Genomic DNA, 15,853 nt, shown 5'->3' with positions numbered 1-15,853 from the left:
AACTGCTAAAAGTAGAGTGTTGATTACCTCCTCATCTTCTAAATCGGTGCATGTTCGGATTCTGGGAACGTCAGATTTGCACATGAACGCAACCGGTTTTGACTATTACCGCGACGCTCCTGAACCCACGATCGGCCTTTCCCGAACGGCCACTCTGATCAGGCAAGCCCGGGCCGAGGCAGAGCGCCAAGGCGCGTTGGTTCTGCTTTTTGACAACGGAGATTCCCTGCAGGGCACACCTATCGGCGAGTGGGCCGCCCGTCGGAGCGGTACTCAGCACCCTCTGATGCAGGCTTTCGACGCACTGCGCTACGACGCCATCGGATTGGGGAATCATGACTTTGGGTTCGGGCTTGAGGTTCTGGACCGCGTCATCTCTCAGTCTTCTTGCCCTGTGATTTGCAGCAACGCAGACAGGCTTGATCGCAAAAGCAGCTGGGGCAAACACACGATCCTGACGCGAACAGTGCGTTTGAATGGCCGGGATATCCCAATCAAAGTCGGCGTGCTGTCGGTTCTACCCCCCCAAACCGCGCAATGGGAGGCACACCATATTGGCGGCCTTGTCCAAATTGATGACATACTGATCAGCGCCCGAAATACGGCGCGGGCCTTAAAGTCAGCCGGATGTGACATAGTCATAGCCCTTGCGCATACTGGACTGGGAGAGGTCGAGGCGGATACCAACCTTGAAAACGCAATCATCCCTCTTGCCGCCATCGAAGCGATTGACGCGATCATCGCGGGTCATACGCATCTGACGCTGCCCGGCTCGGCGCATGACGGGCTGGCGTTCGTGGACAACATTCAAGGGCGGGTTCATGGGAAACCAGTTGTCATGGCAGGCAGCGCAGGGTCACATCTTGGCGTGATTGATCTGACATTGCGCCATGAAGCAAATGACCGATGGACGGTCATAGACCACAGCTCCTGTCTGCGCGAAGTTAACCCGGCCACATCGCAAGAACCGATCACGGAAGACCCTGAAATAGTGAAGATTTTTTCAGAAGGCCATGCGCGAACACGCGAACACGCCAATGAAACCGTAGGGCATACCACCACGCATTTGCACAGCTACTTTAGCTTTTGCGCGCAAGATCGCGGGTTGGCGCTGGTTGCGGCAGCGCAGGTCGCAGCACTAAGGGCGCACCTAGGGGGAACGGAATTTGCAATGCTGCCCGTTCTGTCGGCAGTATCTCCTTCGAAGTTTGGTGGTCGGGCTGGACCACGCTGTTTCACGGACATTGCCGCAGGAAAGTTATGCCTGCGCCATGTCGCCGATTTGAACGTCTTTCCAAACCAGATGCAGGCCACAGTAGTAACCGGCCTGCAGATCAGAGATTGGCTGGAGATGTCAGCCGGCGTTTTAAACCAGATGTTGCCAGGGCATCAGACGGAGCTCGTGAATTCGCTACGCGCAGGGTACAATTTCGATGTTCTGCACGGCTTGACCTATGAGATCGACCTGTCGAAACCGGCAAGATTCGATGCGCGGGGTAGATTGATGACCTCCGATGCCAACCGTATCAAAGATCTTCGGTTCAACGGCCGACCAGTCGAGGACAAAGAACGATTCGTTGTTGCCCTGAACAATTACCGGGCCAACGGTGGCGGCCACTTTCCGTTTGTTGGCCGCGCAACGCATGTTCCACTGCCGGTACTGCCTATCCAACATATTGTGAGGGATTACCTGAGCGGTGTTTTGCCGCCCGATCCATTGGAAAAAACGCCCCCTGCCTTCAGGTTACACCCTGTGCCCGGTGCATATGCGGTATTGAAAACAGGATTGCAGGCGCAACAGCACTTTGATGAGCTAAGCGTTTATGAGCCGGTAATCCTGGATCATGACAGTGAAGGGTTCCTGATCGTCCGCTTGACGCTCTGACGGGTTGCCAATTGCGCATTGCGCGCCTATATCGGCTGTCGAGAGGTTGGCGCGGGCGAGCGCCTCGCCAACCTGGTCAGGTCCGGAAGGAAGCAGCCACAACGAGCCCCGCTTGGGTCGATGTCCAACCTCTCACTTAATTCCTTACAAGTCGTTTGTTGTGGACTGCGCTGCAATAAGCCGCGGCCAGACGGCTGCATTTCGACGCGCAAAAGCGCCGATATGCCCTACTTTCTCCAAATCGAACTCCCGCGGCGTCAAAAGATGCCGACGCGCGGTCGGACCGTATAGGTCGGCAAGTCGCCAAACGGCCTTGGGTGGGACAGTCTGGTCATCTGCAAAGCTGAACAGATCGACCGGCTTTTGCCATTCGACCCAGCGCGCCTTTGGTAACGAAGTGCCTATATCAGGCAAATAGCTACGAGGATCCGTACACCATTTGCGCCATTGCCAGTAGACCGGCGCAGGAAGGTCAGTTCCAAAACCCAATGCTTTGCCGGGCAGGTAGCCAAGGGCCTTTACAGTCAATGGCGCATGACCGTACCAGAACAGCGATGCCAACGCCCGATATGGCCAAGGATGATCGTTAACCGTCACAAGTCCCGAGCAGACACAAATCATACGGTCAATAAATTCGATATCGGGTTGAACAGGGCCCAGCATCCCGCCCAGGGAATGACCGATGCTCCAGTGTTTGGCTCGCGGATATCTTTTACGCATTTCCGCTCGGGCGGCTGGCATATCTGTCAGGGCCCAATCAGCCATCGTCACCTTAGCGTTGCGCATGCGGCCCGTCATTGAATGGCCAAACGCGCGGTAATCATAGGTCAGACAGGCAATCCCCTGCTCTTCAGCCAGCCAACGCGCAAAATGCTGGTAATAATCACGCGGCACACCAGTCGCACCATGTATGACTACTGCGATCTACGGGTCGGCAACTGGCAGGTACAAACGCGCAGACAAATGCGCATCGCCGATCGGGATGCGAAAATCTTCGGTCATTACCGGTGGCTTGACGTCTAACATGGTGCTGCGTTGGCTATTCTAAACTGCTTAGTTCACCTAAATCGCCACGTTCTATCCTTCGGAGTCAAGACCCACTCTGCTTGACCAAACGTCCACTTGTTTTGGCCACAGTTCGCTTGACTCGGGGGCCATGCACCCGCTAGCGATTGGGTGATGGTTCTTGCCCCGATGCCGGGGCCGGATGAAAAGGGAACACGGTGCGGTTCACCCGGCGATGCCGGATCAGACCAAATCCGAGACTGCCCCCGCAACTGTAAGCGGTGAGCGATGCTGAAACACCACTGGCCAGACGGCTGGGAAGGTCAGCAAAGCAACGACCCGCAAGTCAGGAGACCTGCCATCGCACGAAAACCGAAACTCGGGCGGGGTGTCCGGGCAGGTCTGCAGCATGGCTGAGCTACCTGATCCACACCCTTCGTCCCGCGCGCGGAGGGCGCAATATGATCTGGAAGACCAAAACACACGAATACACCGCAACTGTGTGCCAAAAAACCGGCAAACCTTGCCCTGCTCTGGCACGCATGGCGCGCGCGTTAGCAGAAGCAACGGCAAGCGCTAAACCAGTTACAACAGATGCATTCGAAATCGAAGGCAGCAGCGACCTGTCCCATTGCGCTGCCGGATGCACGGCCCGTTTTCGGGCGCATCCCGCGCAAATCCGGGTGTTCTGCGATACAGACCCGGATGTTTCTACGGACCAACTTGACGGCTACGCAGACATGATGTTCGGAACAGTGTTCACAACCAGACCCGCAGGATTTTTGGTGAACCCGCCATGCGCCATGCTGGAGGTTTCAGCACTTGCGCCTCGGGCTGCATCCAACGAACACCGCGCCGGCGCTTGAATCAACGAGGCGTTTGGGCTGGTTTGCTGGCCCATTTCAACTGTGCATCCGTTTCCGCGGCACAGGGGCGAACCGCTCGCAGTCGCGCCAACGCCTGATCTGGTCGCTCTCCGTGTTCAACCATCAGGCGCATGGCGATCATCCCAGACCGGCCGCATCCGCCCTTACAGTGAACAAGGATGCGTCCTGCGTTTTTCAAGGCTGTGGCAACCTCTGAACACACGTCCCGCCATAGGGCCTCAGTCGCAGGTGATGGTGCGCCGAAATCAACAATGGGCAGGTGTACCCATTTGATTTTGCCAAGCGCCAAATCTGAACCCAGCGAACCGGCACCGCCGCTCTGCAGCTCAGCCTCGGTTGTCATCGACAACACCATATCGGGGCGCCAGGACAGGATCGACTGAAGATCCCGCGCGTAATTCCCGTCACGACCGGGCAACGGGCTGAGCGCAACCATGCCTTCACCCACGTTGACGGGATATATAGCGAACCGCTCCATGTTTTCTCCCTTCGCCTGCGCATAACGCTGAACCACCGCGCAGGGCCGGTGTATCCGCCAATAGACCGGCTGCCAAAGCGAATTTCCTGTCCTGCTGTGGTGGACGCGGGCGGCAGGGCTCTCTACGCTGCAATTTGATACGAATCCGACAGAGCAGACATGACCGACAGCCCCAGCCCCGCCTATCAGGTGCTTGCCCGCAAATACCGCCCGGAAACCTTTGCCGACCTTGTGGGTCAGGACGCGATGGTGCGCACCCTGAAAAACGCGTTCGAAGCGGACCGCATCGCGCAAGCTTTTATCATGACGGGTATTCGTGGCACCGGCAAAACCACTACGGCGCGGATCATTGCCAAGGGCATGAACTGCATTGGACCTGACGGACAAGGCAAGCCAACCACCGAACCCTGCGGGCAATGTGAGCATTGCGTGGCGATCATGGAGGGCCGCCACGTCGATGTGATGGAGATGGACGCCGCCAGTCGCACCGGTGTGAATGACATCCGTGAGATCATAGACAGTGTGCGGTACCGCGCTGCGTCCGCCCGTTACAAGATCTATATCATCGATGAGGTTCACATGCTGTCGACCAGTGCGTTCAACGCGCTGCTCAAGACGCTTGAGGAACCGCCCGAGCATGTAAAGTTCATCTTTGCCACAACCGAGATTCGCAAAGTGCCCGTGACGGTATTGTCCCGCTGTCAGCGCTTTGACCTGCGGCGGATCGAACCCGAAGACATGATCGGCCTTCTAAACAAGATCGCAGCCGCAGAGAATGCGCAGATCGCCGAAGACGCGCTGGCCCTGATCACGCGTGCCGCCGAAGGCTCGGCACGGGATGCAACCTCGCTGCTGGATCAGGCGATCTCACATGGTGCAGGAGAAACCAGCGCTGAACAGGTCCGCGCGATGCTGGGTCTGGCGGATCGTGGCCGGGTACTGGACCTAATGGACATGATCCTGCGTGGTGATGCCTCAGGCGCGCTGGCGGAACTCAGCAGCCAATACGCCGAAGGCGCAGACCCGCTGGCCGTGCTGCGCGACCTGGCCGAGATCACCCACTGGGTCTCGGTCGTCAAAATCACCCCTGATGCCGCAGAAGACCCCACGGTGTCCCCCGATGAACGCGCCCGCGGGCAGCAAATGTCTGAGGCCCTGCCAATGCGTGTTCTGACCCGCATGTGGCAGATGCTTCTGAAAGCGCTCGAGGAGGTCTCGGCCGCCCCCAACGCCATGATGGCCGCCGAAATGGCCGTGATCCGCCTGACTCATGTGGCCGACCTGCCCAGCCCGGAAGAGCTGATCAAACGGTTGCAGGACGCGCCGCCCCCGCCGCCAAATGGCGGACCCGGCGGCGGAATGCCCGCCCCAACGCACGCCGCACAGGCCCCGGTGGCCACCGCCTATGCAGCGCCCGCGCGCGGCGGGGCCGGTGCCCCGACAGCAGCACTGGCGCAGGATGTGCAGACGGCTCTGGCGCGGTATCCCAGTTTTGAACACGTGGTCGAACTCATCCGTACGAACCGGGATGTGAAACTGCTGGTCGAGGTAGAAAACGGAGTCCGCCTGGTGTCCTACCAACCGGGACGGATTGAGTTTACACCCACGGATTCTGCACCCACCGATCTTGCTGCGCGGATCGGCACGGCGCTGCAACGCTGGACCGGAAACCGTTGGGCGGTCACGATCGTGGCCAACGGAGAAGCCGCAACCATCGCCGAACTGCGCGATGCTGCCGATCTGGCGGTCAAGGCCGAAGCCGAGCAGCACCCTTTGGTTCAGGCGGTTCTGATGCATTTCCCGAAAGCCCGGATCAAAAGCGTGGAAACCCCCGAACAACGCGCCGCCAAAGTCGAAACCGAAGCTCTGCCCGAGGTCGAGGACGAATGGGATCCGTTCGAGGAAGACTGACATCGGCCTGCCAAAATCCACAAACGCTCCCGCGCCCGCCACGGGCCATCGGCTGACGCCGATACCCCTGAGCGGCCTTGGGCCCGGCAGCGCGGGCAAAGCTCGCGCTGCCGGGCCCAACGGGAGGAAAGGTCTTGCCAAAGACCTTGACGACGGGCGGGAGCCCTTGTGCCGCATGCACAGCGCCCGTATTTAGACTGCAAACCGAACCACAGGAGAATACACGATGCTCAAAGGATTAGGCGGTCTGGGCGACATGGCCAAGATGATGAAATCCGCGCAGGACCTGCAAACCAAGATGACCGACATGCAGGAAGAGCTGAACAACCTGATGGTTGTGGGCGAATCCGGTGCAGGTCTGGTCAAAGCCACCGCCACCGCCAAGGGCGAGCTCAAAGGTCTGGACATCGACCCCTCGATCTTTAACGGCGATGACAAGGAAGTGGTCGAAGACCTGATCCTCGCAGCCATCAAGGACGCCCAAACCAAGGCGGCCGAGCGTTCTCAGGCAGAAATGGCCAAGCTGACCGAAAGCATGGGTCTGCCCGCGGACATCAAGCTGCCGTTCTGACCTTCATATTTTCCCAAATACTCCCGCCGGAGACACCATCCGGCCCCAAACAGGACAGGCCGTGAGCTCGAACAGCGACATCGACAATCTGATCGACCTGATGGCCAAACTGCCCGGCCTCGGCCCCCGCTCGGCCCGCCGCGCGGTGCTGCACCTGATCCGCAAACGCGCCCTGCTGCTGACGCCCCTGTCGGACGCCATGCAGCAGGTCGCCATCACCGCCCGCGAATGCCTGAACTGCGGCAACGTGGGCACCACCGACATCTGCGACATCTGCAACGCCGAAGCCCGCGCGACCGGAGAGCTCTGCGTGGTCGAAGATGTGGCCGACCTCTGGGCGATGGAGCGCGCAGGCGTGTTCAAAGGCCGCTATCACGTGCTGGGCGGGACTTTGTCTGCGCTGGACGGCATCGGCCCGGACGAGCTGCGCATCCCGCGCCTCAAGGACAGGGTCATGGCCGAAGGCATCACCGAGGTCATCCTTGCCCTGAACGCCACGGTCGATGGCCAGACCACCGCCCATTACATCGCGGATCAGCTAGAGGGTCAGGTTCGCCTGACCTCACTGGCGCAGGGAGTGCCGATTGGCGGGGAACTGGATTATCTGGATGACGGGACGATTACGGCGGCGTTGCGGGCGCGGAAGGACATCTGATTATGTCGACGACGGCTTTATCTCAGACAGCAATCCATACTGCGCACTTGGTCGCGCGTAATTCAGTAAGCTAGTTTAAGCGTCGAAAACGATGGATCACCAGCGCTTCGGACCAATGACCCCGGCAAACCGCCTGCAAAGGCGGATTGTTAACTTGTCTGCTCCCAAAGCAAATACGCAGCCCAAAGTCCTGATCAACACAACCCCCAAAGCTGGCACCTACCTTGCAGCGCTTGCACTTGAAAAAGTGGGTTACACCCCTGTTAGGTTGCATCTTGCTGACAGATTCTATCATGACAATCGTGATGTTCCGGATCACGAAATTCATCACGATCCGCGCACAAGACAAATCGATTGCAGAGCGGACCACATCGCAGCTGCGATGGTTCCTGGTGAGTTTTGCGTGGGACACATTGGGGACATCAACATTTTACGCAAGATTTCAGAATACAATGTTCATGTAATCAATATTGTTCGTGACCCCGTCACGCAGTTGGAATCACTATACCGTTTTGAACTGGCGAAAACGAAACCTTCTCCATACACCGAGCTCTGGAGGAGTATGCCCGAAGTTGCGCGGTTCAAGGGTTTTCTGATGAGCTTCAATGTTACATCATTAATGAAACATAGCAGGGCTTTAATAAACTTTGGTCCTTTTTTCTGTTTCGAGGATATGCAGAACGGTCAAATGATCGAACGGTCAGATGGACCACGAACGGCTCCGTTTGCACCAGTCAAACTATCTGAACAAAGACGGCGCGTGATTGCAGATATTCAAACGGGATTGGCCGGCGCAATTGGAGAAAAGACTTCAACCTACATACCGGAAAATCAAGCCAAAAGAGAAAACGTGCACGTTGATGGCGCTGCTAGCGGATTTCTAGAGGCCGCAGGGTTTTATCGGTTTTCGAAACACTATCGGGACTCTGTGCTAAATGATTAAATAGTCGCTGGCGCGGCGCAAAAGGAACCCAATTTCGCCCCGACAGGGGCACTTAGTGAATTCGTACTTTAAGCTTTCTCAAATGCCCAACTGGTTATCTATGACTAGCCGGGATATGGATACCAAACACTGTCGCCTCAACCGACTATCGGCTACTTTCTTGATTGAGGTGTACAATTAGGAGTGTTGAATGCTTAGTCGGATCGCTGCAATCCTCGCAACCTTCACCGCAACCATCGCCCTCGCCCAAGACCTCGTCGATAAGGGCTATGTCGAAGGTTGGAACATCATGATGGACCCCGCGCTCGGGAACGGGTGCCTGATCCAGACGGTGTATCAGGACCTCTCGGTGGTGCGCATCGGATATGATGCGTTGGAAAATCGTGGCTATTTTGCAGTCTACAACAAGGCGTGGGGCGATATCGAACAAGGCCAGAGCTATCCGATCCGGTTCGAATTGGATGGTAAGAGTTACGACGCCACTGCCATTGGGTTCAACCAACGCGATGTACCCGGTGCGACAGTGTTTTTCACTGACCGGAACTTTGTAAACGCGATTGCGCAGAACAGAACTATGACCGTCTACAATCCAGCAGGAGAGGTTGTCATGGCGATTGACCTCAAGGGAACGGCCAAGGCATTGGACTACGCCCGGGATTGTCAGAACAAAAAACTCTAACGAATCGGGTCAAAGAGCGCGTCTTTTGACCTGCAGTCCTGAACCACATCCCGACCACATGGCACCGGGTCAAGATCGCGGGACAGACAAAGACGGACCTCTTCGATGTATCCCTGCTTGCAGGTCACCGTAATCATATCGCGTTCCAAACTGGGATTGGCTTCCACAAAGGCGTCTTCGACAACCGAGGCAGGCAGTTTGACTGGCGCATCCAGCTTGCGGAACACGTCGGGGCGCTGAACGCTTTCATAAGCCTGTCGTGACAGGTCGAAATAATCCGATGCGCTCAAGCCGGAACAGGTGCCGTGTTTCTTCCATTGATGCCACGCAAGGCCAGAGCTTCCCTGAATATCTTCCATCTCGCGCGTCATTCGCCGCGTTGGTGGTGGCTCGACGGTGCGACAATAGGCTGGCCAGCCTTGATGGTATTGCGGCCAAAGCCCATGCAGGATCCATCCATGGTCATGACGTGCATCGCATTGATCCGATCCTCGGGCGTCGCCCTCGCGCGCGCACCAATTCGGTGACCAGCTGAGCGATAGAACGTAGTAGTCAAACTCGCCCGGCTTTTCGCCGTCTGCAGCCACGGCCATCGCACTAAACACCCATAAAACGACCCAGCGCATTCACCTCTTTCCTTCTTGCCTTGTCACGACTATATAAGCCCGAAGTTCCCCGACAACGGAAACCTGCCCCAAGACCTCGGGGCCGCCGAATTCCGGCGACGGGACAGATGTATTCATAAGGAGGCAGGCTGATGGCAAAACCCCTGATGGCCAAGGCAACCGCCGTATGGCTGGTGGACAACACCACGATCAGCTTCAAGCAGATCGCGGATTTCGTAGGTATGCACGAGTTGGAAGTGCAGGGTATCGCGGATGGCGATGTGGCGGCGGGCGTCAAAGGCTTTGACCCGATTGCCAACAACCAGCTGACCCAGGACGAGATCAACGCGGCCCAGAACAACCCGCTACACAAGCTCAAGCTCAAGTTCAACGCGGCCGCCGCAGGCGAGGAAAAGCGCCGCGGACCGCGCTATACCCCGCTGTCCAAACGTCAGGACCGTCCGAACTCGATCCTGTGGCTGGTCAAGTTCCACCCCGAGCTCAGCGATGGTCAGATCGCCAAACTGGTGGGCACCACCAAGCCTACGATCCAGTCGATCCGCGAACGGACCCACTGGAACATCTCAAACATGCAGCCAATCGACCCTGTCGCTCTGGGCTTGTGTAAACAGTCCGAGTTGGACGCCATCGTGCAAAAGGCCGCCGCGAAGAAGGCGGCCGAAGGTGGCGTGATGTCCGATGACGAACGCCGCAAGCTGGTTTCGACCGAGCAATCGCTGGAAATGGATGCAGCACCCAAGATTCCAACCGCAATTGAGGGCCTCGAAACCTTCTCGCTGTCGGAAGAGCCGGCTGATGAGAAAGAGGAAGAACCGGTCATCGACGCCGACAGCTTCTTCAACCTGCCCAAAGGTGGTGGCGAAGACGAGGACGAAAGCGATCCACGCTTCTGATATCCAATCAGCCCCGGCCTGACTCGGCTGGGGCTTTTTCGACGAGGCATCAATGCTGAACCTACTGTCTTCGATATTTGGCCCACACCGTGCCGTGTCGATTTATGCCTTCGTGAAAACATGGGGGCTTGCGGTTGTGGGTGTTGTCGGATTGATCGGTGTTGCTTCGGCGCTTTTGCTGCTGAACGACGACGGCGGTCACGAGCATGAGGCGTTCATGACCGTTCCGGTGTTGTCAGCGACCCCGATCAATGGGGACTTGCGGAATGGGGTCATCGCCTCGGTGCGTCTGCCTGATGGGTCGGCGGCTTCGGTTACCTCGACAGAAGCCCCGATTTCCCGGACCGTTGGCGAAACGGCCTGTATCGAAAAGCGGGTGTTTGTGGATAGCGGGGAGCCAAGGTATCGCTTCAAACTACCGCGCTATTGCGAAGCAAGTTGATAAAGCAAAACCGCCCGGTGACCACACCGGGCGGTTTTTCATTCAGATCATCTGAAAGATGATCCCGGCAATGATGGCCCCGCCAACGCCCAAACCCAAATAAGTTGCAAACACGTTTGGCTTGACCAGAGACCAAACGGCTGCCATCGCCGGGATTGAACTGACTGCGCCAGCGATCATAAAGGACATTGCCGCACCTGCGCTCATTCCCTGTTCCGTGAGGCCCGCCAAAAGCGGTGGCGCGACGTAAGAGTTCAGGTATGCAGGCATCCCGACCAATGCGGCGATCACGATGGGAACGACCCCATCACCTCCGACAACGCGCGCGATCATGTCGGCTGGAACATAACTGACCAGAAGTGCTTCCAACACATAGGCAAGCGCCAGCCATTTCAACAAGAATAGCCCGTTTTGAACAAATTCAGACCGAAACCGCGCCCGGCGTTCGGGTTCTTTCCAGAACTTCCACACCGGTTTGGCATCTTGTTTTGGCCCACAGCCACAGCACCCGGCGGGCTTGTAGACCCGCAATGGCTCGGCAAATGCACCGCGCCGCAACAAGCCACGAACAACGAACCCGCCGAAAAGGCCCAGTGCCACGGCAGCAATCGCCTTGCCAATTGCAAAGGGCCACCCCAAAGCCGCCGCCGTGATCAGCAAGGTGGGCGGATCGATCAAAGGGGAACTGAGCCAAAACGCCATAACCGCAGACAGGGGCGCCCCAAGTGCCAGCAAACCGGCGATGAACGGAATAACCTCACACGAACAGAATGGCGCAAGACCGCCAAACAGGGCTGCAAGAAAGATCATGCGTGTTTCGCGCCCTTCAAATGCCCGCGCGACCATAACCTCTGCGCCGGTGGCTTTGAGGTAGGACAACAGAAGAACGGCAAACAGAATGTACTGTCCGGTATGGGCCAGCGCCTTAAACGCAAAGGTGACAACCTCGCTCCAATTGCCGGGATCCAGTACAGCGACCGCTGCAAGGATGGCCAGGATCACGGCCCAAGGCGTTTTCAGCAGGTCAAGCGCGGCCTTGACCGGCAGCTTTGGGTTTTGAGTTAAGTCAGCCATCGTTAGCCGCCTTTCCAACTTCGTCGGCACAACATTCGGACAAGATGAATTGCGCAAGGTTTCTCAGCTCGGCATAGCAAGCGCGGTTGATCGTTGTGCGCCCGATCTTTTCCTGCTCGACAACCCCACCGGCGGACAGAAACCGCAGGTGATGCGCCAAGGTTGAAGGTGCAATACCGGTTCGTTCCTGAATCTCTCCGACCGTCAATCCGGATTCACCGGCACGGACCAGAGTCTTCAATACTTTCAGTCGGGCCTCGGAGCCCATGGCCGAAAAACCTGCTGCTGCGGCTTCCCACATAGCATTACCTCTATTAAACTAGATTTATAGTTATTTAGAGGTCTAATCTTTCTACGTCAACCTTTGGTGGGAAATTCTTTGTGTTCGAGCGTAAGTCCAGATTGCCGGTAGAATAAGTCCAATCTATAAGGGTCTATGGCAATTTCAGTAGACACTTTCTTTTTGGAACTGAACGGGCAGGGTACGCTGCAGGCCCAGATTCAACAGATGATCGCCGAAGGGATTCTGTCAGGCCGGTTCCACGTTGGGGAAAAGCTGCCATCGTCCCGCAAACTTGCCGCGCATCTGGGTGTCAGCCGGATCACCGTCACGTTGGCCTATACCGAACTATTGGCCAATGACTATCTGACGGCAAAGGGGCGATCTGGCTACTACGTTTCGCAAAATGCTCCGGTTCCGCCGAAGTACACACCCGTTCAGCGCAGTGCTGAGACCGTGGATTGGGACACCGCACTGGCGCGACGGTTTTCGGACGGGGATGTTCTGTCGAAACCCAGCGATTGGCGAGATTACCGGTACCCCTTCATCTATGGTCAGGCCGATCGGTCCCTTTTTGACCACGCCAATTGGCGGCTTTGCGCGGTTCGGGCGCTGGGGCACAAAGACTTTGCATCATTGACCGGCGACTACGTGGATCAGGACGATCCGTTGTTGGTTGAGTTTATCGCGCGCCATACCTTGCCCCGCCGGGGCATCGCCGCCCGGCCCGAAGAGATACTGATCACAATGGGGGCGCAGAACGCGCTGTGGCTGGCATCGCGTATATTGCTGACCCACAATCGAACGGCAGTGATTGAGGACCCATGCTATTACGCTTTGCGCAGCCTGTTGCAGCACTGGGATTGCGATGTCACCCCCATTCCCGTGGACAGGGATGGGTTGCCCCCGGATGCGTTGCCCGAGAATACGGATGTCATCTTCACGACGCCCAGCCACCAAAGCCCGACAACTGCCACCATGCCGGTTAACCGCCGTCATCACCTGCTGGAGCGCGCGCGAGAGCTGGATGCCATGGTCGTTGAGGATGACTATGAATTTGAGATGGCCTTTCTGGGTGCGCCTTCGCCTGCGTTGAAGTCAATGGATCGGGACGGGCGCGTAATCTATATGGGCAGCTTTTCAAAATCGCTGTTTCCGGGGCTGCGGCTGGGATACATGGTCGGGTCCGAGCCTTTTATCCGCGAGGCGCGAGCCTTGCGATCGCTGGTCCTGCGCCACCCGCCGGGGCATATTCAACGCACGGCGGCCTATTTCCTGTCCTTGGGCCATTACGACGCGCAAATCCGGCGCATGTCGAAGGTTCTGGCACAACGGCGCGAGACCTTGGATGCCGCCGTTGAAGAACACGGCCTATCAGTGGCCGGGCGCGGGATCATGGGCGGGTCTTCGCTATGGATGTCGGCGCCCGAACATGTCGACACCACCCAATTGGCGCACAAGCTTCAAAGTCAGAGCGTTCACATAGAACCGGGTGCACCGTTCTTTTCAGGGCCGGATCGACCGCGGAATTTCTATCGCCTCGGCTACTCCTCAATCCCGCAGGAGCGGATCGCGCCGGGCGTTAAAAGGGTCGCTGACGCCATTCGGAACAGCTGAATCCAGTCTGGACCTATCCCGCTGCAGATTCTGGCCCTAACGTGGCCCTGCACCTTGCGCCACAACCATATTCAAAGGCGGGGCCAATGGCCCGGCTTCACCTATCCATGCGCGGAGATCACCCAGATGAAAATGACCACGGAAGAGGCCTTTGTTAAGGTTCTGCAAATGCACGGGATCGAACATGCGTTCGGGATCATCGGCTCGGCCATGATGCCGATCTCGGACCTGTTCCCAAAGGCGGGGATCATGTTCTGGGACTGCGCGCATGAGGGCAGCGCTGGCATGATGGCCGACGGCTATACCCGCGCCACCGGCAAGATGTCGATGATGATCGCGCAAAACGGCCCCGGTATCACCAACTTTGTCACCGCCGTAAAGACGGCCTACTGGAACCACACCCCACTGCTGCTGGTGACGCCACAGGCGGCGAACAAAACCATTGGTCAGGGCGGTTTCCAGGAAGTCGAGCAGATGAAACTGTTCGAAGACATGGTCGCCTATCAGGAAGAGGTCCGGGACCCGTCCCGCGTTTGCGAAGTTCTGAACCGCGTGATCATGCAAGCCAAACGCGCAAGCGCACCGGCTCAACTTAACATCCCTCGCGACATGTGGACTCAGGTCATCGACATTGACCTGCCAGCAGTCGTCGAGTTCGAGCGCCCCTCGGGCGGCGAAAGCGCTGTGGCGCAGGCGGCCGAGCTGCTGTCCAATGCCAAAAACCCTGTAATCCTGAACGGCGCCGGCGTGGTCCTGTCCGAGGGCGGCATCGAGGCGTCGAAGGATCTGGCCGAACGTCTGGATGCGCCGGTCTGCGTCGGCTACCAGCATAATGACGCTTTCCCGGGTTCGCACCCCCTGTTCGCGGGACCGCTGGGCTATAACGGCTCAAAAGCCGGGATGGAGCTGATCAGCGAGGCCGATGTGGTGCTGTGCCTGGGGACCCGTCTGAACCCGTTCTCGACCCTGCCGGGCTATGGCATGGAATACTGGCCAGCCGATGCCAGGATCATTCAGGTCGACATCAACCCCGACCGGATTGGCCTGACCAAGAAGGTCACCGTTGGCGTGATCGGCGATGCGGCCAAGGTAGCCAAAGGTATTCTGGCGCAGCTGAGCGATACGGCAGGCGACACAGGCCGTGCGGAACGCAAAGCCAACATCGCGCAGAAGAAATCCGCTTGGGCGCAACAGCTGTCCAGCATGGACCACGAGGATGACGATCCGGGCACCACATGGAACCAGCGCGCACGCGCGGCCAAGCCCGACTGGATGAGCCCGCGTATGGCTTGGCGCGCGATCCAGTCCGCCCTTCCGAAAGAGGCGATCATCTCGTCCGATATCGGCAATAACTGCGCTATCGGCAACGCGTATCCGTCCTTTGAGGATGGGCGCAAGTATCTGGCCCCGGGCCTGTTTGGTCCCTGCGGTTATGGTCTGCCGTCGGTCGTCGGCGCCAAGATCGGTAACCCGGATGTACCCGTCGTCGGATTCTCGGGTGACGGTGCCTTTGGCATTGCGGTGAACGAACTGACGGCCATCGGGCGCGAGGAATGGCCAGCGATCACCCAGATCGTCTTCCGCAACTATCAGTGGGGCGCTGAAAAGCGGAACTCGACCCTTTGGTTTGATGACAACTTTGTTGGCACTGAGCTTGACACCAAAGTGTCCTATGCCGGGATCGCGCAAGCCTGCGGCCTGAAGGGTGTCGTGGCGCGCACAATGGATGAGCTGACTGCAGCACTGAACCAAGCCATCGAAGATCAAAAGAATGGTGTCACCACCCTGATCGAAGCCATGATCAACCAGGAACTGGGTGAGCCCTTCCGCCGCGACGCGATGAAGAAACCAGTTGCGGTTGCCGGGATCAGCGCGGACGACATGACCCCGCAGGTCGGGGCGTAACC

At 57.9% G+C, this 15,853-nt stretch carries 16 protein-coding genes, 1 other RNA gene and 1 riboswitch; of the genes, 12 read left to right on the top strand and 5 right to left on the bottom strand.

Going from position 1 to position 15,853, the window contains the following annotated elements; translation table 11 throughout:
* The first annotated feature begins 16 nt into the window (after positions 1-16).
* Together ACR0BD_RS13775 and ffs are read left to right on the top strand one after the other, a co-directional pair.
* Positions 17-1,885 (top strand): bifunctional 2',3'-cyclic-nucleotide 2'-phosphodiesterase/3'-nucleotidase, encoded by a 1,869-nt coding sequence (locus ACR0BD_RS13775; protein WP_480831238.1) that lies wholly within the window; start codon positions 17-19, stop codon positions 1,883-1,885.
* Positions 1,886-1,924: 39 nt separating this feature from the next.
* Positions 1,925-2,023, top strand: an RNA gene (ffs, locus tag ACR0BD_RS13770) — signal recognition particle sRNA small type.
* A gap of 6 nt (positions 2,024-2,029) precedes the next feature.
* Here ffs and ACR0BD_RS13765 read toward each other — a convergent pair.
* Positions 2,030-2,797: an alpha/beta hydrolase family protein gene (locus ACR0BD_RS13765; RefSeq protein ID WP_480831295.1), complete on the bottom strand. Its 768-nt coding sequence runs from the start codon at positions 2,795-2,797 to the stop codon at positions 2,030-2,032.
* Positions 2,798-3,048: 251 nt separating this feature from the next.
* Positions 3,049-3,267: riboswitch (cobalamin riboswitch) on the top strand.
* Between the two features lie 84 nt (positions 3,268-3,351).
* Here ACR0BD_RS13765 and ACR0BD_RS13760 point away from each other — a divergent pair.
* Entirely contained in the window at positions 3,352-3,756 is a 405-nt protein-coding gene (locus ACR0BD_RS13760; protein ID WP_480831236.1) for a hypothetical protein, read from the top strand.
* Between the two features lies 1 nt (position 3,757).
* Here the strand turns inward: ACR0BD_RS13760 and ACR0BD_RS13755 are convergent, their stop codons facing one another.
* Entirely contained in the window at positions 3,758-4,255 is a 498-nt protein-coding gene (locus tag ACR0BD_RS13755; RefSeq protein WP_480831235.1) for a protein-tyrosine phosphatase family protein, read from the bottom strand.
* Between the two features lie 159 nt (positions 4,256-4,414).
* On the opposite strand from ACR0BD_RS13755, the gene ACR0BD_RS13750 reads away from it, so the two are divergent.
* The 5 genes from ACR0BD_RS13750 to ACR0BD_RS13730 all read left to right on the top strand — a co-directional run bounded on the left by ACR0BD_RS13750 (position 4,415) and on the right by ACR0BD_RS13730 (position 9,014).
* Positions 4,415-6,166, top strand: a complete 1,752-nt coding sequence (locus ACR0BD_RS13750; RefSeq protein WP_480831234.1) for a DNA polymerase III subunit gamma/tau — start codon at positions 4,415-4,417, stop codon at positions 6,164-6,166.
* Positions 6,167-6,392: 226 nt separating this feature from the next.
* Positions 6,393-6,737: a YbaB/EbfC family nucleoid-associated protein gene (locus tag ACR0BD_RS13745; protein WP_170387688.1), complete on the top strand. Its 345-nt coding sequence runs from the start codon at positions 6,393-6,395 to the stop codon at positions 6,735-6,737.
* Between the two features lie 61 nt (positions 6,738-6,798).
* Entirely contained in the window at positions 6,799-7,392 is a 594-nt protein-coding gene (recR, locus tag ACR0BD_RS13740) for a recombination mediator RecR (RefSeq protein ID WP_480831233.1), read from the top strand.
* Between the two features lie 91 nt (positions 7,393-7,483).
* Entirely contained in the window at positions 7,484-8,335 is an 852-nt protein-coding gene (locus ACR0BD_RS13735; RefSeq protein ID WP_480831232.1) for a hypothetical protein, read from the top strand.
* 190 nt (positions 8,336-8,525) lie between these two features.
* Entirely contained in the window at positions 8,526-9,014 is a 489-nt protein-coding gene (locus tag ACR0BD_RS13730; RefSeq protein ID WP_480697938.1) for a hypothetical protein, read from the top strand.
* On the opposite strand, the gene ACR0BD_RS13725 is transcribed toward ACR0BD_RS13730, so the two are convergent.
* Positions 9,011-9,640 carry a ribonuclease T2 family protein gene (locus ACR0BD_RS13725; protein ID WP_480831231.1) on the bottom strand — a complete coding sequence of 210 codons (630 nt, stop codon included), beginning with the start codon at positions 9,638-9,640 and terminating at the stop codon, positions 9,011-9,013. The two genes, ACR0BD_RS13730 and ACR0BD_RS13725, sit on opposite strands and share 4 nt — an antisense overlap.
* 131 nt (positions 9,641-9,771) lie before the next feature.
* On the opposite strand from ACR0BD_RS13725, the gene ACR0BD_RS13720 reads away from it, so the two are divergent.
* Entirely contained in the window at positions 9,772-10,533 is a 762-nt protein-coding gene (locus ACR0BD_RS13720) for a DUF1013 domain-containing protein (RefSeq protein ID WP_480831230.1), read from the top strand.
* A 52-nt stretch (positions 10,534-10,585) separates the two neighbouring features.
* Positions 10,586-10,975, top strand: a complete 390-nt coding sequence (locus tag ACR0BD_RS13715; protein ID WP_480831229.1) for a hypothetical protein — start codon at positions 10,586-10,588, stop codon at positions 10,973-10,975.
* 42 nt (positions 10,976-11,017) lie between these two features.
* Here the strand turns inward: ACR0BD_RS13715 and ACR0BD_RS13710 are convergent, their stop codons facing one another.
* A complete protein-coding gene (locus ACR0BD_RS13710) occupies positions 11,018-12,049 on the bottom strand; it encodes a permease (RefSeq protein ID WP_480831228.1) in 1,032 nt (343 codons plus the stop codon).
* Entirely contained in the window at positions 12,042-12,350 is a 309-nt protein-coding gene (locus tag ACR0BD_RS13705; RefSeq protein ID WP_480697943.1) for an ArsR/SmtB family transcription factor, read from the bottom strand. Before ACR0BD_RS13705 ends, ACR0BD_RS13710 begins: the two co-directional genes overlap by 8 nt.
* A 135-nt stretch (positions 12,351-12,485) precedes the next feature.
* On the opposite strand from ACR0BD_RS13705, the gene pdxR reads away from it, so the two are divergent.
* Entirely contained in the window at positions 12,486-13,946 is a 1,461-nt protein-coding gene (pdxR, locus tag ACR0BD_RS13700) for a MocR-like pyridoxine biosynthesis transcription factor PdxR (protein ID WP_480831227.1), read from the top strand.
* 126 nt (positions 13,947-14,072) lie between these two features.
* Positions 14,073-15,851, top strand: a complete 1,779-nt coding sequence (gene xsc / locus ACR0BD_RS13695) for a sulfoacetaldehyde acetyltransferase (protein ID WP_480831225.1) — start codon at positions 14,073-14,075, stop codon at positions 15,849-15,851.
* Positions 15,852-15,853 lie beyond the last annotated feature (2 nt).

Source organism: Ruegeria sp. G5 (genome assembly GCF_056533365.1).
Note: the sequence above shows the minus strand (reverse complement) of the source record. Positions and strands in the feature narration are given on the sequence as shown.